The organism is Indolivaga capnocytophagoides, from assembly GCF_036511535.1.
Taxonomy (GTDB): Bacteria; Bacteroidota; Bacteroidia; order Bacteroidales; family Dysgonomonadaceae; genus Dysgonomonas_A; species Dysgonomonas_A capnocytophagoides.
This window is the reverse complement of sequence record NZ_AP028867.1, coordinates 2,872,327-2,898,143: the sequence shown is the minus strand read 5'-3', so window position 1 is coordinate 2,898,143 and position 25,817 is coordinate 2,872,327. Positions and strand designations below refer to the sequence as shown.

21 protein-coding genes are annotated in these 25,817 nt (G+C 39.0%); 10 read left to right on the top strand and 11 right to left on the bottom strand.

What is annotated here, in order from left to right; translation table 11 throughout:
- Positions 1-8: 8 nt before the first annotated feature.
- The 5 genes from priA (at position 9) to AABJ51_RS11575 (ending at position 5,158) form a co-directional block, all read left to right on the top strand.
- Positions 9-2,462, top strand: a complete 2,454-nt coding sequence (priA, locus tag AABJ51_RS11595; RefSeq protein ID WP_338372709.1) for a replication restart helicase PriA — start codon at positions 9-11, stop codon at positions 2,460-2,462.
- Entirely contained in the window at positions 2,413-3,213 is an 801-nt protein-coding gene (locus AABJ51_RS11590) for a M15 family metallopeptidase (RefSeq protein ID WP_338372708.1), read from the top strand. Before priA ends, AABJ51_RS11590 begins: the two co-directional genes overlap by 50 nt.
- A 93-nt stretch (positions 3,214-3,306) precedes the next feature.
- On the top strand, positions 3,307-4,311 hold the full coding sequence (locus tag AABJ51_RS11585; protein ID WP_338372707.1) for an acyltransferase family protein: 1,005 nt from the start codon (positions 3,307-3,309) through the stop codon (positions 4,309-4,311).
- A 77-nt stretch (positions 4,312-4,388) separates the two neighbouring features.
- Entirely contained in the window at positions 4,389-4,487 is a 99-nt protein-coding gene (locus AABJ51_RS11580; protein WP_338372706.1) for a hypothetical protein, read from the top strand.
- A gap of 71 nt (positions 4,488-4,558) precedes the next feature.
- Positions 4,559-5,158, top strand: coding sequence for an energy transducer TonB (locus AABJ51_RS11575; RefSeq protein WP_338372705.1), 600 nt, complete (start codon positions 4,559-4,561; stop codon positions 5,156-5,158).
- An 86-nt stretch (positions 5,159-5,244) separates the two neighbouring features.
- Here the strand turns inward: AABJ51_RS11575 and AABJ51_RS11570 are convergent, their stop codons facing one another.
- The gene (locus AABJ51_RS11570) at positions 5,245-5,904 is read right to left on the bottom strand and encodes a DUF1349 domain-containing protein (RefSeq protein WP_338372704.1); all 660 of its coding nucleotides are present in this window, start codon (positions 5,902-5,904) and stop codon (positions 5,245-5,247) included.
- 96 nt (positions 5,905-6,000) lie between these two features.
- Between AABJ51_RS11570 and AABJ51_RS11565 the strand changes: the two genes are divergently transcribed.
- The gene (locus AABJ51_RS11565; RefSeq protein WP_338372703.1) at positions 6,001-6,765 is read left to right on the top strand and encodes a response regulator transcription factor; all 765 of its coding nucleotides are present in this window, start codon (positions 6,001-6,003) and stop codon (positions 6,763-6,765) included.
- Positions 6,766-6,832: 67 nt separating this feature from the next.
- Here the strand turns inward: AABJ51_RS11565 and guaA are convergent, their stop codons facing one another.
- Positions 6,833-8,350, bottom strand: a complete 1,518-nt coding sequence (gene guaA / locus AABJ51_RS11560; RefSeq protein ID WP_026626846.1) for a glutamine-hydrolyzing GMP synthase — start codon at positions 8,348-8,350, stop codon at positions 6,833-6,835.
- Between the two features lie 273 nt (positions 8,351-8,623).
- On the opposite strand from guaA, the gene AABJ51_RS11555 reads away from it, so the two are divergent.
- The 4 genes from AABJ51_RS11555 (at position 8,624) to AABJ51_RS11540 (ending at position 11,071) form a co-directional block, all read left to right on the top strand.
- The gene (locus AABJ51_RS11555) at positions 8,624-9,109 is read left to right on the top strand and encodes a DUF4252 domain-containing protein (protein WP_338372702.1); all 486 of its coding nucleotides are present in this window, start codon (positions 8,624-8,626) and stop codon (positions 9,107-9,109) included.
- Between the two features lie 72 nt (positions 9,110-9,181).
- Entirely contained in the window at positions 9,182-9,676 is a 495-nt protein-coding gene (locus tag AABJ51_RS11550) for a GFO_1088 family ECF-type sigma factor (protein ID WP_338372701.1), read from the top strand.
- A 28-nt stretch (positions 9,677-9,704) separates the two neighbouring features.
- Positions 9,705-10,238, top strand: coding sequence for a PG0215 family putative anti-sigma factor (locus AABJ51_RS11545; protein ID WP_338372700.1), 534 nt, complete (start codon positions 9,705-9,707; stop codon positions 10,236-10,238).
- Entirely contained in the window at positions 10,235-11,071 is an 837-nt protein-coding gene (locus AABJ51_RS11540) for a DUF4252 domain-containing protein (protein ID WP_338372699.1), read from the top strand. The genes AABJ51_RS11545 and AABJ51_RS11540 overlap by 4 nt, the downstream gene beginning before the upstream one ends.
- Positions 11,072-11,159: 88 nt before the next feature.
- Here AABJ51_RS11540 and AABJ51_RS11535 read toward each other — a convergent pair whose 3' ends face one another.
- The 9 genes from AABJ51_RS11535 to AABJ51_RS11495 all read right to left on the bottom strand — a co-directional run bounded on the left by AABJ51_RS11535 (position 11,160) and on the right by AABJ51_RS11495 (position 25,684).
- Positions 11,160-12,647, bottom strand: coding sequence for a UxaA family hydrolase (locus tag AABJ51_RS11535; protein WP_338372698.1), 1,488 nt, complete (start codon positions 12,645-12,647; stop codon positions 11,160-11,162).
- Positions 12,648-12,734: 87 nt separating this feature from the next.
- Positions 12,735-13,157 (bottom strand): HIT family protein, encoded by a 423-nt coding sequence (locus AABJ51_RS11530; RefSeq protein ID WP_338372697.1) that lies wholly within the window; start codon positions 13,155-13,157, stop codon positions 12,735-12,737.
- 54 nt (positions 13,158-13,211) lie between these two features.
- The gene (locus AABJ51_RS11525) at positions 13,212-14,651 is read right to left on the bottom strand and encodes a tagaturonate reductase (RefSeq protein WP_338372696.1); all 1,440 of its coding nucleotides are present in this window, start codon (positions 14,649-14,651) and stop codon (positions 13,212-13,214) included.
- A 29-nt stretch (positions 14,652-14,680) separates the two neighbouring features.
- Positions 14,681-16,138, bottom strand: a complete 1,458-nt coding sequence (locus tag AABJ51_RS11520; RefSeq protein WP_134436182.1) for an MFS transporter — start codon at positions 16,136-16,138, stop codon at positions 14,681-14,683.
- A 17-nt stretch (positions 16,139-16,155) separates the two neighbouring features.
- A complete protein-coding gene (locus AABJ51_RS11515) occupies positions 16,156-16,827 on the bottom strand; it encodes a bifunctional 4-hydroxy-2-oxoglutarate aldolase/2-dehydro-3-deoxy-phosphogluconate aldolase (protein WP_338372695.1) in 672 nt (223 codons plus the stop codon).
- Positions 16,828-16,942: 115 nt separating this feature from the next.
- The gene (locus AABJ51_RS11510; protein ID WP_338372694.1) at positions 16,943-17,980 is read right to left on the bottom strand and encodes a PfkB family carbohydrate kinase; all 1,038 of its coding nucleotides are present in this window, start codon (positions 17,978-17,980) and stop codon (positions 16,943-16,945) included.
- A 92-nt stretch (positions 17,981-18,072) separates the two neighbouring features.
- Entirely contained in the window at positions 18,073-19,479 is a 1,407-nt protein-coding gene (gene uxaC / locus AABJ51_RS11505; protein ID WP_338372693.1) for a glucuronate isomerase, read from the bottom strand.
- Between the two features lie 258 nt (positions 19,480-19,737).
- A complete protein-coding gene (locus AABJ51_RS11500; RefSeq protein WP_338372692.1) occupies positions 19,738-20,982 on the bottom strand; it encodes a DUF4861 family protein in 1,245 nt (414 codons plus the stop codon).
- A 241-nt stretch (positions 20,983-21,223) separates the two neighbouring features.
- On the bottom strand, positions 21,224-25,684 hold the full coding sequence (locus tag AABJ51_RS11495; RefSeq protein WP_338372691.1) for a hybrid sensor histidine kinase/response regulator transcription factor: 4,461 nt from the start codon (positions 25,682-25,684) through the stop codon (positions 21,224-21,226).
- Positions 25,685-25,817: the final 133 nt, after the last annotated feature.

The window sequence follows — 25,817 nt, the reverse complement described above, 5'->3', positions numbered from 1 at the left end:
AAATATAAATGACGTATATTGATGTAATAGTTCCGTTGCCTTTGCAGGGAGTTTTCACCTATTCGGTTCCCGATTCGATGAAAGATGAGATTGATATAGGTTGCAGGGTAATAGTACAGTTCGGAAAGAAAAAATACTATGCGGCTATTATACATCATATACATGAAGATAAAAAGATAGAAACGGAGATTAAAGAAATAATCTCCGTTTTAGATAAATATCCGGTCGTATTGCCGGAGCAATTGCAATTCTGGGAATGGATTGCATCGTATTACATGTGCACCTTGGGCGAGGTAATGAAGGCTGCCCTTCCTGCAGCCATGAAGCTTGAAAGCGAAACTCACGTTCTGCTTGATCCCGATTTCGAAGCACATCAGAAATTTACCCCAAATGAAGAAAAGATATACTATCTTCTCTCCGACACAAAACCTTTACGGATATCCGAAATAGAAAAACAGACGAAGATTGCAAATGCTATCCCGTATGTAAAATCACTTGTTGATAAAGGAGCTGCATATATCAGCGAAAGAGTCAAAAACAAATACTCGGCAAAGACCGAAACTGCATACAAATTAGCAAGAAACTACACAGAAGAAGAATTATCGCTGATTATAGATGACCTGAAACGGGCAAAGAAACAACAGCAATTGCTCTTTGTATTTCTCGAACTGAGACACGAAGCCAATAACCCGGATGACTTTTATATTCTGAAAAAACAGTTATTGGAAGAAGCGGGAGTAACCGTTGCTGTTGCAGATGCTTTGGTTGAAAGAGGTATCTTCGACAGCTTTCAATATGAAACCGGACGCTTTGATTATTCCAATACTGCTGTTAACTATCAAAAAATATTAAGTCCCGATCAGGCAAAAGCCCATGATGAAATACTTACTGCTTTCGAAAGCAAGCAGATAGTTTTGCTGCACGGGGTAACATCATCGGGTAAAACCGAAGTTTACATCAAACTGATACAGGAAGCCATTGCACGGGGCGAACAAGTACTATATCTTTTGCCCGAAATATCTTTGACGACACAGATCACAGACCGGTTGAGATCGGTATTCGGCAGTCAGCTGATGGTTTATCATTCCAAATTTAATGATAATGAACGTGCCGAAACGTGGCAGTCATTATTGTCGAAAGACGAATGCAAAATTGTACTAGGTGCAAGGTCTGCTATATTTGTTCCTTTTCGAAAACTGGGGTTGATCATTGTTGACGAAGAGCACGAAGCATCGTACAAACAACAAGATCCGTCGCCTCGTTATAATGCTAAAAACGCAGCGATAGTATTAGCCGGAATCACACAGTCGAAAGTATTGCTGGGAACCGCTACTCCCTCTATCGAAACATATTACAATGCGCTGAACGGGCGTTTTGGGCTTGTGACCTTGACGAAGCGTTATGCTGATATTGAATTACCCGAAATTATCACGGTTAATACCAAAGATCTGCGAAAACGCAAGCTCATGAAGACCATTCTATCTCCGCCCTTAGTGGACGAAATGAAGGTTGCGCTGAGTAAGCACGAGCAGATTATTCTCTTTCAGAACAGAAGAGGGTTTGCTCCATTGCTCGAATGTAAAACCTGTTCGTGGACACCCAAATGTGAACATTGCGATGTAAGCCTTACCCTGCATAAAAGACAGCGGGTGATGGTTTGCCATTATTGCGGAGCAGTATATTCTATCCCTACTGTATGTCCTGAATGTAAGACCCAGACTCTGGATGTGCAGGGATATGGAACGGAACGTATAGAAGAACTTGTGCAGGAACAGATACCAGAGGCTAATGTTGTACGCATGGATCTGGATACGACCCGAAGCAAGCGTGCTTATGAGCGTATAATATCAGACTTCGAGCTGAATAATACGAATGTACTGATAGGTACGCAAATGGTATCGAAAGGTTTGGATTTTGATAATGTAAGTGTAGTGGGCATCCTGAATGCCGACTCGATGCTGAATTATCCCGATTTCAGGGCTCATGAAAGAGCCTTTCAGCTGATGATGCAGGTTAGCGGACGTGCCGGACGGAGAAATAAACGGGGGCGTGTATTGCTGCAAACCGCACATCCGGGGCATCCTGTTATTGCTTATATACGAACGAATGATTATCAGGCATTTTATGAAACTCAGATAAACGAACGGCAGTTGTTCAGGTATCCGCCGTTTTTCCGTCTGATAGAAATTGTCCTGAGAGCAAAAGACGAAAGCTTGGTTGATTCGATGAGTAACGATCTGGGCAGGATACTCAATCAGACATTTGGAGAAAGGGTTCTTGGTCCCACCAAACCGATGGTTTCCCGTATTCAGTCGTTGTATATCCGAAAGATATTACTTAAGATTGAGAATCAGGCTTCGCCATCGAAAGTAAGGGAAATAATAGACCAATGTCACAGCTACGTTTTGCAAAATGAAAAATATAAATCAGTCCTTATTCATTATGATGTCGACCCGATGTAAATTGATCGTGCCTTTGGCTTGTATACTCTTGGTGTTCTCCGCTTGTTCGGATTCACGTGATAAAAAGTCAGACAATCATACAACAGAAGATGTACTTTCGGAGGTAAAACAAGATACCATTTCGGTTGAGAAAACAGAACCCGTTAAGTCCCGAATATCTCTCTATTTAGAAGGGTTGGGTTTAAAAGATGTACAGTTATTAGATTCTTCTATATTTGTAGAGATAAAATATTCGACAACAGACAATTTTACGAAAGTTGTACTTTATGATTCTTTATATCAGGCTTATCTGCATCCTATGGCAGTAGATAAACTGCTAAGAGCTCAGCGTTTGTTGAAAGATGGGCATCCCGATCTGTCTTTGCTCATTTATGATGCCGCCCGTCCTATGTCGGTACAGAAAAAGATGTATGCAGTAGTTCAGAATACACCTTTTCATGCTTATGTAGCTAACCCTTCACGCACAGGAATGCACAATTACGGAATGGCTGTGGATCTGACCATCTGCAAAGAGAATGGAGATCCTTTGGATATGGGCACTCCGTTCGATTTCTTCGGGCGTGCTGCCGGTATCAATAAAGAAGACCTGCTTGTGTCGGAAGGAATTTTGACAAAAGAGCACGTAGATAACCGCAAACTTCTCCGCCGTATAATGACTGATGCCGGATTTATAGCTATTCGTGGTGAATGGTGGCATTTCAATGCATCGTCTCTCGAATATGCGAAAAATAACATACCTCTGATTGAATAATGAGGGTCTTCGTTATCAGTTTAGTTTATAATCATTAGAAAATTTATAATTTTGCTTCTTTGTATTTTTTGTATATTAAATACACCATTGCTTATGAAAATCAACACTCGTCTAAATTGGATTGATTGGGCCAAATTTATAGGAATATTTTTAGTCGTTTTCGGTCATGCATATTGGAGAGGAGATGCTCTCCCTGTAAGGGCTTTTATATATAGCTTTCATATGCCTTTTTTCTTTTTTCTGTCTGGGTATCTGCATAGAGATTCTGATAATGTAAAAGAATATTTATCTAAGAATATTAGGACTTTATTTATACCATATCTGATTCTTCCGATTTTGGCTTGTAGTTATGTTGTTCCTCTCTGGATACATAATGATGTTGTTTTTAATTTAAAAACTATCTTATACGGTTATTTAACTGGTAATGTTAAATGCTTGCCTAGTAGTGCTTTTTGGTTTGTTTATTGCTTGATGCTAATTAAGCTGCTGGTATTTTTCCTTCTTAAAATTTCAAAAATATTGCAGGTTTTATTTGTTATAATAGGCTTTATATTAGTGTACTATCATGTTCTTTTGTTCAATTTTAGAATAGATGCAGCATTGATAGCCATTGCATTTTTTTTCATAGGTTATTATTTGCACCGTCTTCAAGTCATGGAATTGTTAAAGAATAATTCAGTAATATTTTTTTCCTTTATTGCTTCTTTATCTGTGCTACTGTTTACAAGCCAATTAAATGGACCAAATGTGGATGTTTATTTATGTCTTTTTGGAGAGTCGGTGTTTCTGTATTATTTTAACGCAATACTTGGAAGTTTCATGATTTTTATGCTTGCCAAATTACTGAATAGTGTACAATCAAAATTTATGACGGTTATAGCAAGTGGAACACTCTTGATTATGGCTTTTCATGCGCCTGGTATTACATATAATTTTTTAGCTGAATCAATGTCTATTCCAGACAGCCTTAGTATCAGCATTCCTATAAAGTTTATTATTTCAGTTCTCAATATAATTCTACTCTACTATCCTATTCTTTTTATTCAAAAATATGCATCTTTTATCTTGGGAGGGAGAAAAGCTGCTGTACGTCAATGAATACCGATAGATTGACATTTGTCTTTTTAGTGATGAGTCATTGCTTTGACAAAAGAGTAGGTCGATAACCGCAGATAATGACTGATGCCGGATTTATAGCTATTCGTGGTGAATGGTGGCATTTCAACGCATCGTCTCTCGAATATGCGAAAAATAACATACCTCTGATCGAATAACCTCTGACTGAATATTTATGGAAAACAAGATGGAATATACTCTATTAAGTATAATCTAAACTTGTGAGACCATGAAAACAGACAACTTCTTACTTATCTTTCTTATTTTGGGGCTGATAGCGTGTACTGATAAACGAGCGGAAGCTCAAGGTAAGCTGATAGAGAAAGATTCTTTATCTAATCGTATTAGTCTTAAATCTGTAAAGGATACTTTGGTCAAGACTTTTTCTGTTCCTGAGATATGCTTTACTCCTCCTGTTATTACTGACTGCGTAGATGAGGTCGTAAACGTTCTTACTTGTTCCTATCCTATTTGCAGAGAGCCTGTACCCGATAGTATTCCAGAGAAACCGGACGGATTTATTTGTTGTATATCAGAAGAAATGCCTTCATTCCCCGGTGGAGAAGAAGCTTTACGGCAATTTATAGCCGAGAATCTCCAATATACAAATTCAGAATCGTGTATTCAAGGGCGGGTTGTCCTTCGTTTTGTAGTGGATAAAGAAGGTAATCTCCAAGACATAACAGTCTTAAGAAGTTTAGATCCTCAATTAGATAAAGAAGCTGTGCGTGTAGTCGAAGCTATGCCTCGCTGGAATGTGGGGAAGAGTAATGGATTCGCAGTTGATACATATTATACATTGCCTATATCTTTTAAAATATCGCAATGATTCTGCTTCGAAATATCCCGTGCCTGGCACGGGATATTTTGATTATTATAACTAATTCTAGTAAGTTATATCAGACAAAATGAACCTTACTCCTGATTTTCTTGAAGCCATTTTAAACGGCGTTGATCGGGAAGATGTTTTACTTCGAAGTTTTCGAATTTGGCGGTGAATCCACTACCATCAGGACAAGCACCCATCAATCCTACCATGATCGGACGATTGTCTTGCATCCAAGCATTACGCATCATGATATAGTCTTTATCATCAAACGAATAGAATATTTCAACTGCATCAAGGCGTCTTACTGCCTTTATCCAGATAGACGATGCGGGTTTGTCTAATACAATTACACTCCAATCGCTGGTTTTATGGGTTACAACAGTGCTGAGGTTGTATTTGCCATCAACAAATTCTATTCCGGCTTTGATGTAATTTTCATGATCTATTCGGAGCATTAATCCCGATTGGTCGAAACGGGTTTTATAATCTCCCGATATTTTGACTTTCGTCTCGAATTCTCCACCATACGTCGAATACAAAAAAGGAGCATCATCTACTGTAAAGCCATAGTGAGATATTCTCCAATAATCACTTTGTGGTGTGACATACATTGATAGTATGTTGTTTTTAACTTCCCATTTTGCGGGTTCATTAAACCATTGCATTTTCTCCAAAGTTTGCGACATAGCTTTATGTATAGATAAAATAGATAGAGCTATGCTCAATAAAACAGTAAGCTTTTTCATATAATGTTTGTTAAAAAGATCATTCAAAATAAGTTACACCAAAGGTAAAATACTCTATATTTATAGTCAATACTGATAGATAACCATTTTTGCAGGATGAATATAATCACGACATTAAATGAAAAGCTGTTGGAACAGGACTTTTCAGAAGAGCAAGACAGCAGCCATTTGTTGTCGCAATACAGAGTTGTCGCGAATGCGTATGCAAAGATCGAAAACTCGGTAGCTGTTTTGAGTGATTTGAAATCTGATAAGAGCTATATTTATTATGGAGGTCTTGCAGAGCAATTAGGACTTGCTCTTAAACACACACAGAAAGAGATTGATTCTATCTGGGAAGAAGATATCTTCGCCAAAATTCACCCCGATGATCTGGCTGCAAAACATATGCTCGAATACCAGTTCTTAGACCTGTTGAAAACCGTGTCGATTGAAGACCGAGCCAATTTTTATGTTTCGAGCAGGATGCGTATGCTCAATGCCATTAATGAGTATATATCGGTGCATCACCGGATGTTTTATTTATCGAGCAGTCCATCGGGAACTCTGTGGTTTTCATTGTGCTTGTACAATAACTCTTATGCTGAAGATACGGTTTTGCCTGTATCGGGTAATATATTGAATTCAATGACAGGAGAAGTCATTAATCTCGACAGGCAGAAGTACGAGAATATCCTGTCTGTGAGAGAAAAGGAGATATTGAAGCTGATAGAGAAAGGGAAAATAAGCAAAGAGATTGCCGATCAGTTGTCTATCAGCAAAAATACGGTAAACAGACATCGACAGAATATACTGGAAAAGCTGAGGGTTAAGAATTCTCTCGAAGCTTGTAGGGTAGCCAAGTTGATGGGTTTGTTATAAAAAACAAGGAGCGGTAAAAATTACCACTCCTTGCGTTTATGATTTATAGAGGGGAGGTCTGAGACCTTTATTCCCACTCGATTGTAGCTGGTGGCTTAGAGGATATATCGTAAACAACTCTGTTTACTCCTTTAACTTTATTGATGATTTCATTCGAAACCTTAGCCAGAAACTCGTAGGGTAGGTGAGCCCAATCGGCGGTCATGGCATCTGTTGATGTTACGGCACGCAATGCAACCGTATATTCGTATGTACGCTCGTCGCCCATTACTCCTACCGATTTTACGGGAAGCAATATTACTCCTGCCTGCCATACCTGATCGTATAAATGAAACTCATTCATTGTACGCATATATATATCATCGGCATTTTGCAGTATCTCTACTTTTTCGGGTGTGATATCTCCTAAAATACGGATACCAAGTCCGGGACCGGGGAAAGGGTGACGTTTGATAAGGTGTTCCATCATTCCCATTTCCAAACCTACACGGCGAACTTCATCCTTGAATAACAAACGAAGAGGTTCTACCAGTTTCAGATTCATCTTTTCGGGTAATCCGCCTACATTGTGGTGAGATTTAATCACGGTTCCCGTAATAGACAGCGATTCGATGATGTCTGGGTAAATAGTTCCCTGTCCCAGCCATTTTATATCTTTCAGCTTATGCGCTTCTTCATCAAAAACATCAATAAAGCCTTTTCCTATGATTTTTCTTTTCTGTTCGGGATCACTAATCCCTGCTAATGCTGAGTAAAACTTGTCTTTAGCATTTACTCCGATAACATTCAGCCCAAGGTGTTCATAATCTTTCAGTACACGTTTGAACTCATCTTTACGTAGCAAGCCGTGATCGACAAATATACAAGTCAGATTTTTGCCTATTGCCTGATTCAAGAGAACGGCTGTAACCGATGAGTCAACACCTCCCGAAAGAGCAAGAATAACTTTATCATCTCCGAGTTTAGCTTTCAGTTCGGCAACGGTAGATTCAACAAAAGAAGCCGGAGTCCAGTCTTTCTTGCATCCGCAGATGTTGAGGAAGTTATTCAGTATGCGGGTTCCGTCTGTTGAGTGGTAGACTTCGGGATGAAATTGTACACCCCATGTTTGTTCTCCTTCTATTTTATAAGCTGCCGCCTTTACATCTTCGGTACTTGCTATGATTTCGAAGTTTGAGGGTAGTACTGTTATTGTATCTCCATGCGACATCCACACTTGAGAACCTTCTTTTATCCCATCAAATAAGATATCTTTATTTATTGTAACCAAATGAGCACGGCCGTATTCGCGCGAATCACCTTTTTCAACTTTTCCTTCGGATGTATGAGCAAGGTATTGAGCTCCGTAGCATATGCCGAGTAAAGGCAGCTTATTTCGGATTTCGGACAGATCGGCACGGAATGCGTCTTTGTCATTCACCGAAAACGGACTACCCGAAAGGATTACTCCTTTTACTGTAGTATCGTCTTTCGGAAATTTGTTGTAGGGTACGATCTCGCAATAAGTGTTTAGCTCGCGGATGCGTCTTGCAATCAATTGGGTGGTTTGTGAACCAAAATCAAGGATAATGATTTTTTCCGTCATGGATATTGTCTTATTTTATTTAATTCTTGTCTTTCAGTTTTTTATGTCAAAAGGTTACAAAGGTTACACGAAAACTGTATTTTGGGCGGTGTTTCCTTTTTCGACTTATATTATTCACCTTCTGTATAGATAAAAACATAATAAGAGGGTATGTGCCCCCAAAGATAAGAAAAGATTATCAAAAAATATTTTTAATCGGTGTAACATCTGTTGTTTATATTTCGTCTTATAGATAAAATCAGGAAATTTGTGATATTTAAACATTGAATAAAAATGAAAATAGTAGTATCAGTCTTTACGTTTATTTTGATGAGTTTGGGAGTATCAGCACAAAACATCGAAAAGCTTATATCAGATTATTCGAAGCTGCCTAATATTGTGGATATTTCTTTTCCGGAATTATCTCCTTCGATGATTCAGATGGATGCGGATGATGGAGAATCTGCTAAGGTTATAACAAAAGTAAAGTCAATGAGAATTCTTGCTTTAAGTGAATGTAGCCAAGAAGATAAAGAAAAGTTTTCGAATATCATTTCAAAAATAGAATTCGGTGATTATGAGTTGTTGTTGAAAACAAAGGATGACGAAGATGATGTCTTGATCTTATCGAAATCAGAAGATAAAAAGATATTGGAATTTGTAATTATTTCAAACAGCCGCAAAGATCCTGCAATTATTCAATTGAAAGGAGAGTTTTCTCGGAATGACCTGTCTGATATTAATCAAGAATTTGGAAATAAGAAGAAACCAAATATATAACAGTTTTTAGCATTGTCCTTTAGTCATAAATAAGCAGGTCTGTGGCCTTAATAGAGTTGATTGCTGTAAAAGATGGATTCATCCACGTTTAAAGAAAAATATATACCTTACCATCAGAAGATGTTCAGAGTTGCATATCGTCTTGTCGAAGATGTATGCGATGCCGAAGATCTTGTGCAGGAAACGTATATAAAAATGTGGAACAAAAGGGATGATCTTTTATTGGTAGATAATGCCGAATCGTATTGTATAACTATGTTGCGCAATTTGTGTCTCGATTTTATTCGATCGAGAGCCAGACATCCCTCTCAATCATCAGAAGATCTCCAGATTGCGGATAAAGTGGAGATTGTATCCGAGATTGAACAAAAAGAAGATATGCTCTATGTGGAGTCTTTGCTGAAACAGTTGCCCGAGCAACAGCAGCAAGTTATAAAGCTGAGGCACTTTGACGATTGTTCGTCCGAAGAAATAGAACAAATAATGGGGCTTACCAGTGTAAATGTGAGAGTATTATTATCGAGAGCAAGGAAAAGAATTAAAGAGTTGTATAATGTGAGCCGCTGATCATGCTGAGACCTTTAAAGTGAAAGTTATGGATATTAAATATATAGAACAATTATTGGAGTCGTTTTATGAAGGAGCGACCTCAATAGAAGAGGAAAGAGTTTTGTTTGACTTCTTTCAGGGAACAGATGTACCCGAATCGATGAAGGATGAGCAGCAATTGTTCCTTAAATTATACCGTTCGGAAGAAATAGCTGTTCCGTTTGGTCTGGAATCTAAGCTGGAAAACTTGATTGATGAACTGGATAAAGACGATAAAAGCGATACCAAGCCTGCTAGGCCAAAGATAAAATCAATAAACTGGAAATGGGTTTCGGGAATAGCTGCAAGTATTGTTATCTTCATTTCTGCGGGATTGTTCTTTCATAAGAGTTTCGATAAGAAATCGGATTTTGTGGTACAGGATACCTATTCTGATCCTAAGGAAGCCTATCGCGAAACACAAAAAACGATGCTCCTTGTGTCTAATAAGTTGAACAAAGGATTACAGCAGGTCGAAACTGTACAGGGAAATGTGGATAAAGTAAATAAGATAATGAACAAAAATAATATTCAGCTATGAAAAAGTTAGTAATGCTGATGATAGTTCTCGCTTTAGTTATTGTGCAGGGATATGCACAAAAGAGAACGGCGACTGATCATATTGATTGGGACAAAATGTCTGAGGAGATATCCCGGAGTGTAGAAGAAAGTTTAGAGGGATTGGATATTGATCTATCTGATATGGAACTGCAGATAAAAAATATTCCTGAGTTTACGATGGATTCGAATACTCTTAAAGAGTTGAGTGATATCAAAGTCTATGCTTATAATATGGATGTACAGGGAACGAGAGAAGAATTAAAAGCACAGCGTGAAACCGAAAGGGCACGCCGTGAAGCAGAGCGTGCCCGAAGAGAAGCAGAGCGAGCACAACGTTCAAATAATAAGACTTATTCGTACGCTTATTCCTATAATAGTAATGAGTCTCAGCAAAGCAGCAAAGGAGATACTTTTGAGAATCTGAGTAACATAAAAGGAGTTGAGGTTGTATACATAACAAAGGCTCTTTTGGGCATGATGCCCGATATGGATATGCCCGGAGTGAATGTAGGAAAGGTCGCCGGTAAACTGGAATCTTTACAGATATATTCGGCGGAAGACCGCAGTCCTGCAATAATTCTCAAGCAGACTATAAGCCGATTGGTTAAGTCTGGTAATTATGAAACTCTTATGTTGGTGAAAGACAGCGACTCGAAAACTGCATTTTATCTTAAATCCGAAGGTAAAGGTAAGAAATCCGAGCTACTGATGGTTACAGAAGACGGTTCGGATGTAAGTGTAATCAGAATGCTAGGAAACTTTACATTACAAGACATCCAAAGTCTGACAAAAGGGCAAACGATAAAGAAGTAACGGTTCAGTCTTTTTCAGGACGGTTCAGATATATAAGAAAGCCGATAAGTTATTTACTTATCGGCTTTTCTCAATTTACTAAAACATTCTATAGAGTAACACCGGTCTTGAATATCGCTATTTCTTTGAATCCGGTGATTTCGTGCTTCAAATGTTCTCCGTCACACGTTTGAACAATGAAGTTTACAAAGTCTTTTAATACATTCTCCATACTATTTCCTTCCAAAAGTACTCCGGCGTTAAAATCGATCCAGTTACTTTTGAAATTAAACAGGCGAGTGTTTGTCGAGATTTTCATTGTGGGAACAAACGCCCCGAATGGGGTTCCACGTCCTGTAGTGAACAGTACCAACTGACAGCCCGAAAGAGCCAATGCCGATGCTGCAACAAGGTCATTACCGGGTGCATTAAGCAGATTTAAGCCGTGTTTGGTTACAGGTTGAGAGTAATCCAATACATCTACCACCTCGGAGTTTCCTCCCTTTTGAGTACATCCCAGCGATTTATCTTCTAAAGTTGTGATACCGCCCGCTTTATTTCCCGGTGAAGGGTTTTCATAAATCGGCTGTTCGAATTTGCGGAAATAATTCTTGAAGTTATTGATCAAGGCTACCGTGTCATCAAACACTTCTTTGCTTTCGGCTCTGTTCATCAGAATGGTCTCAGCTCCAAACATTTCGGGAACTTCGGTAAGGATAGTTGTTCCTCCCTGACCTATCAGCCAGTCTGAGAATTGTCCTACTAGCGGATTTGCTGTGATACCTGAGAATCCGTCGCTGCCACCGCATTTCAATCCTACTTTCAGTTTAGATAAGGGTAGGGGCTCACGTTTGTCTTTGCGCATACGCTCTACTAATTCGGACATCATTTGAAATCCTACCTCTATTTCGTCCTGTACTTCTTGCGAAATAAGGAAACGCACCCTTTCGGGATCCCATTCTCCCATTTCTTTTTTGAAATCGGCTTGTTGGTTGTTTTCACATCCTAAACTCAAAACAAGTACTCCTCCAGCATTCGGATGTTTTGCGAGTGCAGCCAGAGCTTTTTTTGTATTATTATGGTCGTCTCCCAATTGAGAACAGCCGTAGTTGTGGGTATATACCCGTATATCATCAATATGGGCGACATCCAATTCTCGTTTTACCCTTTCGATAATTGCTTGCGCCTGACCGTTTACACAACCTACAGTCGGTACAATCCACAATTCGTTGCGGATACCCATATCTCCGTTGTAGCGCAGATAACCGTTGATTTTGAGGTCGCTTTTCGGGATGTTCAGTTTTGGATGTACCGGAACATACGAATATTGCAGGTTGTCATGCAGATTTGTTTTCACATTCTGGGTGTGTACATGTTCACCTGTATGAATATCGGTTGTCGCATGTCCGATTGGATAGCCGTATTTAACAACATTCTCATCGGTCTTTATTTCTTTGATGGCGAACTTATGCCCTGTTTCTATCGGATTCTTAATCTCGACAGGTGTCCCTTCTATATTGACAATATCACCGGGAGAAAGATTCTCTATGGCAACGCATACATTGTCGTTCGGGTTGATTTTGATATATTTATTCATATCTATAAGTGAATGAGTGCATTTAATGATATATTATTGTAACTTAACTGACTATGATATTTATCCTTACCACAGTCATAAAAAGGTCTATGACTTTAATTCTTTTTTTATGGAGTCGATCATTTCTGTATATTCTGAGTCGGTAAGATATACCTTTTGAGGATTCATTACAAAAGTTGAACCATAATCAGTCCCGTCAACATATTTCGGAGCAAGATGTATATGAAGATGAGGCAGCTTGTCGGAATATGCTCCGTAGTTGATTTTTGCCGGATTGTAAAGTTTTGCAATAACTGAAGCTACTTTGTTTACATCAGTCATGAACGCCAGAAGATCTTCGGGCGACAGTTGGTATAATTCAACGTTGTGATCTTTGTAAGCTATCACGCAACGTCCTTTGTATGTTTGTTCCTTAAAAAGGAAAACGGTAGATACACTAAGAGAGCATATCTCTATCATCAGGTCTTTTTGAGTCTGATTTTTGTTGCAATATAGACAATCATTATTCATATTGGCAGTTTATTTAAGGAAGGAGGATTTAGTTCCTCCTTCCTGATCTTGTGATTAAGCTATGATCGATTTAAGAGCTTTAAGCATACCTCCGTTCAGAATCAGTTTGACATCGTTTGCAACTTCATCTGCGAACTGAGGAACTTCATTGAAGTTTTCTTTCCACATATCTTTATGAGAAATAATACCTTTTACCCATCCGTTGATATCGTATTCTTTGAATGTCGATTGTATGAACTCTATAAATTCGGCTGTATCGTTTGGTGTAAATGCTATTTCCGATTTTCCGCTATAAAGCACGAGCAATGCGGCAAAAGAGAAGATAGTTAGTTTAGCATCCTTATCCAATTTTTTGTAATTGTCGAACACTGTCGGATAATCGCGAGTTTCCCATTTCGAAAGAGAATTCAATGAGATATCTTTCAGATAATGTTTCAGGAAAGGATTGTAAAATCTTTCGAGAATTTTTGCTGCGAAAGTTTTCAATTCTTCCGGGTCTTCGTTGATTACTGCCAATACTTCGTTGGCTACCATCTGATTGATATATTTTTCTACTTCGGGCGTATTGAATGCGTCCATCACAGTTTCGCACCCTAATTGCAAGGCAACAGGAACCATCGCAGTGTGAGCTCCGTTGAGGATACGTACCTTTTTTGCACGGAATTCTTTGATGTCATCCATATAGATCACATTCAAACCGGCTTTATCCAATGGCAGTTTTTCTTTGATGATAGAATCTCCTCCGATCGCCCATACATGGAAGTATTCGCCTTTTACAACAAGATTGTCGTCGAAGCCGATTTCTTCTTTGATTTCGTTGATGGTTTCTTTCGGAAATCCTGGAACGATACGGTCTACCAATGTATCGTAGAAATGGCATGCTGTATTAACCCAAGTGATAAAATCGTCACCCAGTTTATTGAATTTAGCATGTTTCAATACATAGTCGTGCAATGTCGAACCATTGTCTTCGATCAATTCGCAGCATACGATAAGAAGTCCTTTGTCGGCGCTACCATTGAATTTTTTGAAACGTTTGTACAATAGGGCTGTCATTTTTGCAGGGAACGATTTCGGAGGGTTTGCATTCAGGTCGTCTCCTTCTTCGTAGCGGATACCGGCTTCTGTTGTATTGGAAATGATCATTTCCAATTCGTCACTCAAAAATATCTTTTCGTATTCGGCATATTGGGTATATGGATTCAGTACTTCGTTGATACTCTTTACCAGTGATACTTCTTTTACAGGTTTTTTGTCTTTGATACCTTCCAGATATACATGATACATAGAATCTTGCTCTTTGAAAAGGTTCGCAACGAATTCTCCTCCGGGGATGGGTTGTACAGCCACAACTCCGTGATTCATTACTCCTGCATCGTTTGCTTTGTCTATCATCCAGTCAACAAAGGCACGTAAGAAATTACCTTCTCCGAATTGAAGTATTTTAACGGGAAGTTCTTTCTTTTCTACTGTCGATTTATTTAGTTTTTTCATTTTATATAATTATTTTTTTGATTCGTTACTTATAGATCTGTAATTGGTTTGTATTTCGGAACGAGAGACTTCATAATTGCCCATCCTATCAGATAAGCCACAGCACATACGGAGAAAATAATGAAATATCCTGTTTCTTCGCCTTTAAATCCCATAAAAGACATTTGGGTTTGACCTGCATGGTCGAATAATATACCTGATCCTTTATTGATAAGGAAAGATCCGATACCCCCTGCCATACCTCCAATTCCGGTAATAGTAGCAATTGCTTTTTTAGGAAACATATCTCCAATTGTAGAGAATATATTCGCTGACCATGCCTGATGTGCTGCTCCGGCAATGCCGATAATAATTATAGGAAACCAATATGAAATATGGCCTAATGGTTGTGCGAAAAGCGCAAGTAATGGGAAGAACGCAAAAATTAACATGGCTCTCATACGTCCTTCATAAGGATTCATTCTTTTTTTATCGACAAAATAGGAAGGCAGCCATCCTCCATATATGGATAGTAAAGTGATTACATATAAAATAGAAATTGCGATTTGAGAACGTGTATCGTTTGCCTTAATGCCATAAACAGAACTTAAATAGGCCGGTATCCAGAATAGGTAAAACCACCATACTCCATCGGTCATAAATTTACCGAAAGCAAATGCCCATGTTTGTTTATATTTGAAACATTGAAGAAATGAGATTTTATTTGCATCTGTTTTTTCTTGTGTGCCTTTTGCTGCATCTTCGTCATCTTGCTGTATGTATTCGAGCTCAGCTTTGTTTACTTTAGGTTGTTTTTCTGGCTTTTTATAAATGAAAACCCAAAATCCCATCCAGATAAATCCAACGGCTCCGATAATAATAAATGACATTTCCCATCCCCAATATTCGGCAATCTTAGGTATTGTAAAAGGAGCTAATAATGCCCCTACTGTTGCTCCTGCATTAAAAATAGAGGTTGCCAAGGCTCTGTCTTTTTTTGGAAAATATTCGGCTGTAGCTTTGATGGCAGCAGGAAAGTTTCCTGCTTCACCAATTGCCAGTACCAGACGGGCAAAGATAAAGAGCGTAACACTGACACTGGCTACCCGACCTACATCCTGAACAAGGGCAATAGCTTCCTTAGCTCCTTCGAATCCGACAAACCATTGACCGGCTGTGATTCCGGATGTTGCTATACCACAAAAAGCATGAATTATGGCCCCGAAAGACCATATCCCAATTGCCCAAAGAAATCCTTTTTTAGTATCCAACCAATCTACAATACGCCCCGCAAAGAGCATACTGACTGCATAGAAAATAGAGAAAAGGGCAGTTATAGTTCCATAGTCATCATTTGTCCAATGAAACTCAGGTGCAATAAAATCTTTCCATGTCCAGGAAAGTACTTGCCTGTCTAGATAATTGACAGTCGTGGCGAAGAATAACATGACACAGATGGTCCATCTGTAACCAGTCATCTTGCTGCCCGTATTATTTTGTGTACTCATGGTAAAAATTTAGAGGGTTATTTTCTGGCTTTCTTGATGAATTCCAAAGCTTTCTTGCTCATATCTGCAATCTTCGACCATTCTTTCGCCGCAATCACCTCTTTAGGAAACAGGTTCGAACCCATGCCTACTGCAGTAACTCCAGCTTCTACCCATTTAGTGAGGTTTTCTTCGGTAGGTTCTACCCCTCCTGTCACCATAACAGAAGACCATGGCATCGGAGCTTTCACGTTTTTAACGAACGAAGGACCTCCCACATTTCCTGCAGGGAACACCTTGACAATTTCCGCACCTAATTCCTGTGCATATCCGACTTCTGATACGGATCCGCATCCGGGTATATAAGCTACCTGACGTCGGTTGCATACTTTAAATATATCTGGGTTGAGAAGAGGTCCCACAACGAAGTTTGCTCCCAGTTGAAGAAACAATGATGCTGTTCCGGCGTCAACTATAGAACCTATTCCCAGGATCATATCGGGGCATTCTTTAGCAGCCCATTTGTTTAGCTCACCGAATATCTCGTGAGCAAAATCCCCTCTGTTTGTAAATTCAAATGCACGTACCCCACCTTGGTAGCATGCTTTTACCACTTGTTTTGATATTTCCAGATCGCTGTTATAAAATACAGGAACCATTCCTGTTTCTGCGACAGCCTGACAAACTTGTATTCTTGAAAAACGAGCCATAGTTTTTATGTTTTTAAACGCTAAGACCCAAAGGCACAAAGAAAAATTATACTAATTATAATTAAGAACCTTGCGGCTCTGTGTCTTTGCGTTTGTTTTTATTGTTATAGTTTATTTAACGAGATACCCTTCCCGATCCATCTCCTTTCATAAGGTTTTCGACCTCAGGAACAGTCACCAGATTAAAGTCACCGTAAATGGTGTGTTTCAGACAAGAAGCAGCAACAGCAAATTCCAATGCCTTCTGATCGTCTGTAGGATAAGAAATCAACCCGTAGATCAAGCCTCCCATAAAAGAGTCCCCGCCGCCTACACGGTCAACGATATGGGTAATATCGTAACGTTTTGACTGGTACAATTTATCCGAATATAAACATCCACCCCACGTATTGTGATTGGCATTGATTGATCCACGAAGGGTAATAATTACTTTCTTGGCTCTTGGGAATTTTTTCATCATCTGAGTACAAACCGATTCAAATTCAGCGGCGTTTACTTCACCTCCAGTGTGAGCCACATCGAATCCTTCGGGTTTGATACCGAAGACTTTTTCAGCATCTTCTTCGTTTCCAAGAATCACATCACATCCCTCTACCAAAGCGGGCATTACCTGATCTGCAGTTTTCCCGTACTTCCAAAGGTTTTTGCGATAGTTCAGGTCGGTTGAAACGGTTACCCCCATTTCATTGGCTATTTTGATGGCTTCCAGACAAGCATCTGCCGCTCCTTGCGAAAGCGCAGGCGTAATTCCTGTCCAGTGGAACCATCCGGCATCTTTGAAAACTTCTCTCCAGTTGATCATGCCCGGTTTAATATCAGCAATAGCTGAGTTTGCGCGGTCGTATACAACTTTCGAGGCACGAGCCACAGCACCTGTTTCAAGAAAATAGATACCTACACGGTCTCCACCTCTGAGGATGTTGTTTACCCCTACATTGTATTTACGAAGGTCAGAGATACACCATTCAGCTATATCGTTTTTAGGCAGGCGTGTAACAAAGTCAGTGGGTATCCCATAGTTTGAAAGAGACACTGCTACGTTTGCTTCACCACCGCCGAAAGTAGCATTAAGATTTGTGGATTGTATAAAACGTTGGTATCCGGGAGTTGCAAGGCGCAACATGATTTCTCCGAAGGTTACTACTTTTTTCATATTTAGATAAATAAAATATTTTATAATGTTGTTTTAGGTTATAATAAGCTCAGAATTTTGTGCTTGCCAAAGCAATAAAAAGGTGCGCGATCCTAGAATTTAAAAAAGTTCTTTGCATTGTAGTAAGATACATTTTCGACTAATTGTCCTAAAAATGGTAATTCCGAAGCAGGCAATAATCCTTCCTCTACATCATTACCGATCAGGTTACATAGAATTCTTCTGAAATACTCGTGACGAGGATATGATAAGAAACTGCGGGAATCGGTCAGCATACCGACGAAACGGCTCAGTAAACCAAGGTTCGAAAGAGAATTCATCTGTGCCTCCATCCCTGTTTTTTGATCAAGGAACCACCATCCCGATCCGAATTGAATTTTTCCGGCAACCGATCCGTCCTGAAAGTTTCCGATCATGGTAGCTATCAGATCGTTGTCTCTGGGGTTTAGATTGTAGATGATTGTTTTAGCCAGTTGATTGTTTGTATCCAGTCTGTTGAAAAATTTAGACATTGCTTTGGCAATGGTAAAGTCTCCGATGGAATCGAATCCTGTGTCTGGTCCTAATTGGTTAAACAGGCGTGTGTTGTTGTTACGGATAGCTCCATAATGGAATTGCTGAGTCCAGCCTTTTTCCCAATCCATGATAGCACCTTCGACCAACATTGCCGATTTGAATTTTATGATTTCTTCTTTGGTAAGTTCTTTACCTCCGTATACTTTGTTGAATATATTTTCTATCTCGGCTGTTGTGTAATCTTCAGCATAAAATTCTTCGATACCGTGGTCTGATAATTTACATCCTACACTGGCGAAGAAATCGTGACGGTTGCGCAATGCAGCAATCAGGTCTGCAAACTTACTGATAGATACTCCTGATACAGCAGATAATTTTTCTACATAAGCTCTGAAATCAGCAGGTACTTCTACTGCCATTGCTTTGTCCGGACGCCATGTCGGAAGAATTTTGATCGAGAATCCTTCTTTTTTCAGAGACAGATGATATTCCAGAGAATCTACCGGATCATCAGTTGTACAAACTGTTTCTACATTGTAGTGTTTCATCATACCTCTTGCCGAGAATTCGGGGGTACGAAGTTTAGCTGTACATATATCGAATATCTCTTTAGCTGTTTCAGGTTTTAATAATTTAGTAACCCCAAAAGCTGTTTTCAGTTCAAGGTGTGTCCAGTGATACAGCGGGTTACGCATTGTGTATGGAACTGTTTCAGCCCATTTTTCAAATTTTTCCCAGTCGGTAGTATCTTTTCCAGTACAAAAACGTTCGTCCACTCCATTTGTACGCATTGCACGCCATTTGTAGTGGTCTCCTGCCAACCATATTTCGCCAAGATTATCGAATTGGTAATTTTCCGCGATTAGTTTTGGATCTAAATGGCAGTGGTAATCAATGATTGGTAATTTCTTCGCATGCTCGTGATAGAGCTGTTGTGCTGTTTCTGTTTGTAAGACGAAGTTGTCATCAAGAAATTGTTTCATTGTAAATGTCTTTATTATTTAAGTAAATAAAAGTATTTAATGATATATTTTAGTTCATGGTAAACTTTGGTTGTTATACTTCCCAAAGTGGTAAAAAGGTCTCAGTTCTTTAATCATTTTTTGTCTGATATCAGATTATTCAAAATTCTGTTATATTGTATGTGTGCGAACACATATTTTGGCAAAAAATAAATCATGCTTGGAAAAGCATCCTGCAAATAAAGCTTAAAGGATGCTTTTTTCCAACAATATTGATGTTTATTTTAGTCCGGTTATGTTAATTTTACTATTTAAGCGGTTGAGTACTTCATCGATACACTTCATGAAAGTGGCTTCGTCCTTCACCGGTTCTTTGTCTAATTCCCATGTCGGCATAAAGTAGTATTCTACGTATCCGTTTTCTGGAGCTAGTACTACAACATGATTCAAATCGTCTTCGGTAATTTGTTTGATTTGTTTGGTTCGGGCAAAGAGTGCCAGACCCTGCATGTCTTTATTCAGACTTTGTTTGCCGAAGGTCGCAATGTATGACCATTCACTTCCGGCTTCGTTTTTCACGATAAGTTTGCCGTTTTTGTCTTTAATTATTCCGGTTGCAATGTTATCAATGTTTTTGTCTGTCAATAATTCCATGTGGGATGCTCTGCTTCCTGCATCAATAGAAATCAATGAAGTCAGATTGCATTTTGTGCCATTGGCATCCCATCCATAATAAATAGTTTTAACCTGCGACCTGATTTTTCCGTCCATCGGAATAAGGCATGTTGTACTGTCCTTTTTTTCGACACGTACAACTTTTGTTCCATTCCATATTGCGATTGTTCCAATACCAAGACCTGCGCCCACTTTCATATTATCCATACCCCATGCTGCCAGATTGTGATAATTGGCAAATCCGTCTGTACCTACTGCAGGGAGTACAATGTCTGATGTCGTTTTTGCAAAAACATCGATTGCATTACGGTTATCGAGATAGAAGCGGAATGCTACTTTGTCGCTCTCCCATCCGGGACCTTCGTATTTAATGTAGTAGGAATGGTCGGTAAATGTTCCGGGTATGGTCAGTTGGTTTGGTTTTACCCACGAAAAACCGCCGATATATTCTTTACCGATAAATTGTCCCCCAATCTTATGTGCAAGCTCAGCGTAGGTGCGTTTGGGATACGCTTCGCTTGTCCCGTTTTTGATTGTTACTTTGATTTCTTTATTTGCTTCTATTTTATCTATCGGCAGTATCGCAAAATTTTTCTTATAAATATTGCTGCTAATTTCCAGAGGAACAACTTTTCCATTGTATTCTGCTACATAGTTGCCTAAAGGCAGAGATAATTCCTCAAGAGGTATTTCTGCGGTGTAATCGATTATGGTTGCAGCAGAATTATTTTTCAAGCGGATTTCTTTACTTAGATTCTGGGCTGAAAGGCTCATGAATAGTGCAGGCTGCAATGTAAACAATAGTCCTGCATAGCTCATTTTTTTTGCGATAGATACAAATGCATTCATGTGATAAGGTTCTTCGGTTTCTTAGTTTTCCGTTATTTGTCTTATAGGTAATAACGGGTTACGAGATTACTTACACACAAATATAAATAAAAATATACGGGACAGAGAGGGGACATTTTGACTTTGTTAATTATTCCCTGTATTTGTACAATATTACATCAAGGTCTCAGATCTATTTGTTTCTTCATCCAAGCCTGTCCCCAATAGTTAGTTATCTCTTAAAGAATACAGTATAGAATACTTACTGCCTTTTATTTTTGATATCCGACTCTTTTGACTGATTTCTGTATTCACTCGGAGGTACTCCGTATATCTTCTTAAAGCATTGTGTGAAGTATTTTGTATCGGCTATTCCGATCATAAAAGAGACTTCTTTTATTGTATAATTTTCATCACTGAGAATTAGTTTGGCGGCATGTTTTATTTTTACATTCCGGACAAATTCAATGGGAGAGTAACCCGTCAGGCTTTTTAGTTTCTTGAAAAAAACGGTACGACTCATTGCCATAGCCGAAACGAGATCTTCTATAAGAAAGTCGCTGTTGTCGATATTTTCTTCGATAATTTCTTCTACTTTATATAGGAAGTTATTATCGTGTATGGTGATGGACTGTCCCTCTTTTCCGGTGGTATTCTGATCATGAGGAATATTGTCTCCTGTATTTTTTTGAACCCTGAGAGTATAAACTTCGTACAATCGTTTTCTTTGCTGTACGATATTGTTGATGCGGGCTTTGAGGTATTTTACGCTGAACGGCTTAGTGATATAATCATCTGCACCGTATTCCAATCCGTTGAGTCTGCTTTCCATATCTGCTTTAGCTGTAAGCATAATGAATGGTATATGGCTGGTTTCGCAGTTGTTTCGTATTTGCTGCAGAAATTCTGCACCATCTACTTCGGGCATCATCAAGTCGCTTACAATAAAATCGGGAAGGCTGTTTACTGCAGTTTCATAACCTTCCCTGCCGTTTTCGGCTTCCAGCACATCATAAAAGGGCAGGAGTATAGTGCGTATGAAGTGTCTTAGGTCAGGATCATCCTCCACGACAAGTATTGTTGCTTTGTCGGGTGTATTGTCGGTTTCCTGAATTCTACTTATGGATATAGCTTCGGTATCCGTTGATAACGGATTTTCTGTATTTTCAGGTACGGAGTATACAGGCGATTCTTCCTGCTTTACAATATCTACTTCATCTTCGAAGTGCTCAATTCCCATATTGAAAATGACTGAAAAGCAAGAGCCTTCATTCGGACTGCTGTCGACCTGTATTTTTGCATGGTGTTTATCTGCAACTTCTTTTACTATCGACAACCCGATACCTGTACTGGGTTTGCTTTTATCGGGATTAAAAGAAACGAAACGGGTAAATAACTTATTCAGTATATCTTTGGTCATTCCCTTTCCTTCATCTATAACCTGTAAAACCATAGACTTGTCTTTCCTGAAAATATTTACTTCTATGGATTTTCCTTCGGATGTGTATTTAAGTGAATTTGACAAGAGGTTGTATATCAGTTTTTCTACACTGTCGCGGTCTATCCATATTTTTTCGTGTTCGCTCCGGTCATTTATTTTAAGATCAATATTCTGAGTTTCTGCGGTTTTGAAAAAGCTCTGACATATTTCCGACACATAAGGTCCTATCTCGGTGGGCTGTACGGATAGTTGTTTCTTCTGTATCTTTCTGAAATCAAGAATTTGGTTTACCATACGCAGCATACGGTTCGCATTGTTCAGAACGAGTTGTAACTGCGATTTTGTTTCGTCAGGGGTCTTTTCATCATCTATTATATTTTCAACCGGAGATACTATCATCGTTAACGGGGTGCGTATTTCGTGTGAGATATCGGTGAAAAAGCGGGTTTTCATTTCAGTTTGTTCATGTTCCATTACAACCCTGTCTCTCAATCGGTAGAATATAAATATAGTTCGGAGTATGGAATACAGTATGATGATGGCTGTGACGATATAGATCAGGTAAGCCCAGTTTGTCTGCCAGAAAGACGGAGTTATTTCTATGTGCAGTACATGTTCATTTTTCATCCAGATGCCATCGCTGTTTGTCGATTTTACATGGAATATATACTTACCCGGAGCGAGATTGGAATAGTTGGCAATCCGCTGTTCTTTGGTGATTACCCAATCTTCATCTAGCCCTTCGAGTTTGTAGGCATAGCTTATGCGCTTTGGGTCGATATAGTCCAGTGCAGCGAACTCGATGCTAATAAAATTTTGCTTATGATTTAGCTGCAGATGATTTATGTCATCAATATTTTCTTTCAGAGGAGAATCTTCTCCGATCGGCACAGGCTTGTTGGATATCAATAGCTTAGTTAGCGCTACATAAGGAATATATGTGTTTCGTTCTATTTTTTGAGGGTTGATAGATATAAAACCTTTTGAGTACCCGAAAGATACGATACCCGAACGGGAGGTATATCTTGATCCTTCCGAGAAATTCTGCCCTTTGATAAGCCGGCTTACTTCGCTGTAGGTTTCACATGATTTTGTCGCCGGATTGAACTGTGTCAGATTCCCTTCGGAGGCTATCCACAGGTTATTTTGGTTGTCCTCTACAATGGTTAGTACAACATCGGATGCCAGTCCGTCGTTGGTGGTGAATGATACAAACTGTGTTGGGAACCCCTCTTTGTCTGTCTCGTTTATCTTATTGATACCTCCCCCGAAAGTTGCCAGATAGGTATCTCCGCTGCGTGTTGTACATATATCGTACACATCGTTGTTGTTTATACTGGTTCCGGTTCCGGGTATGCGGGTGTATGTTTTGTATTTTATTGACTGAGGCGAATTGAATGCCGATGAAAACATGATTAATCCCAATGTCGTTCCGATACAAATATTACCCGATTTATCCGCAGAGATGATTCTTATTTTTGCTCCTTGATGTATCGGGAAATCACGCATGTCGTTTTTGTGATTGTAAAACTTCCCTTTTAAATGTTTGTCAACCAGATTGAGACCTCCTCCATAAGTGCCGATCCATATCTGGTGTTTTGCATCCTCATATATACTGTACACACTGTTGTCGCTCAAACTGTATTTGTCGGTCGGCGAGTTTTTGTAATGTTCTATTGTATAGGATTTAGGATCAGATGTTTTTGTCAATTTGTAAACACCATCACCTTTTGTTCCTATCCAGATATTCTTTTCGTGATCCTCCGTTATGCTGTAACTTATTCCGCTTAGGGGTGTCCTTGTGCCTATTTTGCCATTTGCGCACATATATCCTATGGGAGTCAGATCGGCATTATATATCATTATTTTACCTCCTTTTGTAGATACCCACAACCGTTGATAAGAGTCTTCGAAGATACTTCTGACATCATTGTTTATAGTAGAGTGTGTATCTGTATCTATAAGAGTAGATCTGAATACACTGTTGTTGAAAATTATTTTTTCGAGTCCGTGCGATCGGGTGCTTAACCAAAGGTTGCCTTGACGGTCGGAAAAACCGGAATGCAGCATATTGGAGAATCTCCACGAAGGAGATGACGGTTCGTTGTAGAATGGGATGAGCTGATCAGTCAGAGGATCGTAATAGCCGAAGCCTCCTCCTCTTAAATGTACATACAGATGATCTGCTTTGTCTTCGAAGATGAAAAAATTAGGAGGAAAAACATTCGAAATAGCACTTTCTATCTTCATTTCGAAGTGTTTTATCTGTTTGGTTGTAATGTTGAATTTCGAAACACCCAATAAATCCATTTCGAACCAGATGTTTTTGTTTTTGTCTATATAGCTCGATATGATTGTATTGCTTCTCAGATTTGGAGTGTTTGTTTTATTGTATTTGGCTAATTCGTTCGTGTTTTTGTTGTAAATACAGAAACCCTGTCCGTTGCTTATGATCAAAATCAGATTTTTATCGATTCGCTTTATTTTCGATATATCTGACGATATCCCTGTGTCGAAAGGTAAAAAGCTTCTGTTGTTTTTGTCGTATCTCCATATTTTGCCCTTGTTGCTTCCGAACCATATTTCGTCGTCTATTTCCTGTGCCGAAAAGAAGGCTTGAGATTTAATTGCTGAAGTATTTTTATCTAAGAAATAAGCTTTTGGAGTACTCATGTCGGGAGTGAGTGAATATAGTCCGTTTTCAGTCAATATCCACGACTGTAAACTTTCGTCTTCGTATACTTCGTTGATCTTATTGTTTTGTATCTTTTTATTGTTAGTGTCGAAAATTTCGACTTTGAAAGTTGAATCTGTAATGCATACTGCCCCCATTTTTTCAGATAAAAGCCACACCTTCCCCGACTTCATCGGGGCTATGCGGGTTGCGTTGAAGGTCAGATCTTTGTATTCTTTGATAGATCTCAATCCCATAAAACGTTCTGTTTTGGGGTCGAAACGGTGAGCCTCGTTGTCGTATGACAGAGTCCAGATGTATCCGTATTTGTCGTTTACAATATGATCTATGCGGTTGCTCATCATGTGATAAGAGTCTCCGTCCTGAATTTTGTATGTTGTAAAGTTGTACCCGTCAAACTTACATAGTCCGTTCCATGTCGAAAACCACATAAAACCTTTTTGGTCTTGCAGTATGTCCATTACTGTATGCTGAGGGAGTCCGTCTTCTGCTCCATAATGTTCGAAGAAACATTTTGGCTGACATTTTGAATCTTCCGTATATAGTATAAGTCCGAGTAAAACAAAAAGGTAATATAGTTTATTCATGATAGAAAGTTGAAAGGTCACACACAAAGATAATAAATGTATTAAAATAGAATTTTATATTGGAGATTACCTGTATTTGATTTGTTTTCGGGTCTTATTGTCAAATTTGTAATTTATGTTTTTCTAATCATAG

Excerpts from the sequence above, each read along its gene's own strand:
- priA (WP_338372709.1), top strand. The coding sequence starts at position 9 with ATGACGTATATTGATGTAATAGTTCCGTTGCCTTTGCAGGGAGTTTTC.
- AABJ51_RS11590 (WP_338372708.1), top strand. The coding sequence starts at position 2,413 with ATGAAAAATATAAATCAGTCCTTATTCATTATGATGTCGACCCGATGT.
- AABJ51_RS11585 (WP_338372707.1), top strand. The coding sequence starts at position 3,307 with ATGAAAATCAACACTCGTCTAAATTGGATTGATTGGGCCAAATTTATA.
- AABJ51_RS11580 (WP_338372706.1), top strand. The coding sequence starts at position 4,389 with ATGACTGATGCCGGATTTATAGCTATTCGTGGTGAATGGTGGCATTTC.
- AABJ51_RS11575 (WP_338372705.1), top strand. The coding sequence starts at position 4,559 with ATGAAAACAGACAACTTCTTACTTATCTTTCTTATTTTGGGGCTGATA.
- AABJ51_RS11570 (WP_338372704.1), bottom strand. The coding sequence starts at position 5,904 with ATGAAAAAGCTTACTGTTTTATTGAGCATAGCTCTATCTATTTTATCT.
- AABJ51_RS11565 (WP_338372703.1), top strand. The coding sequence starts at position 6,001 with ATGAATATAATCACGACATTAAATGAAAAGCTGTTGGAACAGGACTTT.
- guaA (WP_026626846.1), bottom strand. The coding sequence starts at position 8,350 with ATGACGGAAAAAATCATTATCCTTGATTTTGGTTCACAAACCACCCAA.
- AABJ51_RS11555 (WP_338372702.1), top strand. The coding sequence starts at position 8,624 with ATGAAAATAGTAGTATCAGTCTTTACGTTTATTTTGATGAGTTTGGGA.
- AABJ51_RS11550 (WP_338372701.1), top strand. The coding sequence starts at position 9,182 with ATGGATTCATCCACGTTTAAAGAAAAATATATACCTTACCATCAGAAG.
- AABJ51_RS11545 (WP_338372700.1), top strand. The coding sequence starts at position 9,705 with ATGGATATTAAATATATAGAACAATTATTGGAGTCGTTTTATGAAGGA.
- AABJ51_RS11540 (WP_338372699.1), top strand. The coding sequence starts at position 10,235 with ATGAAAAAGTTAGTAATGCTGATGATAGTTCTCGCTTTAGTTATTGTG.
- AABJ51_RS11535 (WP_338372698.1), bottom strand. The coding sequence starts at position 12,647 with ATGAATAAATATATCAAAATCAACCCGAACGACAATGTATGCGTTGCC.
- AABJ51_RS11530 (WP_338372697.1), bottom strand. The coding sequence starts at position 13,157 with ATGAATAATGATTGTCTATATTGCAACAAAAATCAGACTCAAAAAGAC.
- AABJ51_RS11525 (WP_338372696.1), bottom strand. The coding sequence starts at position 14,651 with ATGAAAAAACTAAATAAATCGACAGTAGAAAAGAAAGAACTTCCCGTT.
- AABJ51_RS11520 (WP_134436182.1), bottom strand. The coding sequence starts at position 16,138 with ATGAGTACACAAAATAATACGGGCAGCAAGATGACTGGTTACAGATGG.
- AABJ51_RS11515 (WP_338372695.1), bottom strand. The coding sequence starts at position 16,827 with ATGGCTCGTTTTTCAAGAATACAAGTTTGTCAGGCTGTCGCAGAAACA.
- AABJ51_RS11510 (WP_338372694.1), bottom strand. The coding sequence starts at position 17,980 with ATGAAAAAAGTAGTAACCTTCGGAGAAATCATGTTGCGCCTTGCAACT.
- uxaC (WP_338372693.1), bottom strand. The coding sequence starts at position 19,479 with ATGAAACAATTTCTTGATGACAACTTCGTCTTACAAACAGAAACAGCA.
- AABJ51_RS11500 (WP_338372692.1), bottom strand. The coding sequence starts at position 20,982 with ATGAATGCATTTGTATCTATCGCAAAAAAAATGAGCTATGCAGGACTA.
- AABJ51_RS11495 (WP_338372691.1), bottom strand. The coding sequence starts at position 25,684 with ATGAATAAACTATATTACCTTTTTGTTTTACTCGGACTTATACTATAT.